This is a genomic window from Cognatundibacterium luofuense (assembly GCF_018139685.1).
Lineage (GTDB): Bacteria > Pseudomonadota > Gammaproteobacteria > Burkholderiales > Burkholderiaceae_D > Undibacterium > Undibacterium luofuense.
This window is the reverse complement of the sequence record NZ_JAGSPN010000094.1, coordinates 1-529: the sequence shown is the minus strand read 5'-3', so window position 1 is coordinate 529 and position 529 is coordinate 1. Positions and strand designations below refer to the sequence as shown.

The following is a 529-nucleotide window of genomic DNA, read 5'->3' as shown; positions in this document are numbered from 1 at the left end:
ATCGCTGCGGGTAGGATAACGGCGGTCAATTTCTGGCTTGAGTTCTTCTGTCAAAAATTTCAGGTAGCGGTCTGCCATCAGTACAGGCAAGCCCCTACTCTTCATCGGCGCATCCCTGGTATCCGGGTTCAGGAATTGCATGGCTTTTTCGGGCAAGTATTCAGCAGGTCGTAAGATGCCCGCATTCCAGATTCCGACGATGATAGGCGCTTCGATTTGCGCATCCTGTATCAGCTGGCCAGCCACACGATCCACCTGCCATGCCTGCTTGTTCCAGCTCACAGCAGGATCGAATAAGGCCTGACCATCGTGCATGTAAATCACAGGGTAACGGTGTTGACGGTCATAACCCGGCGGCAGCCAGACATCAATATGACGCGCGCCGACATAGCGCGAACTGAATGCAGAAAGACGCTCAATCTGACCGCTAACCACCGAGGGCAAGGCATCAGCTGCCATGACACTCAGTGTCAGTAACTGCAAAAGACATCCCGTCAGCCAGTGTCGCATGATGTACACGTCTGTTTAG

The 529-nt window shown here is 53.3% G+C and carries 1 protein-coding gene; it reads right to left on the bottom strand.

The features are described 5' to 3' along the window. Positions 1-483: alpha/beta hydrolase (locus KDM89_RS19485; RefSeq protein ID WP_268977898.1), on the bottom strand; the 483-nt coding region annotated here is incomplete at its 3' end. Positions 484-529: the final 46 nt, after the last annotated feature.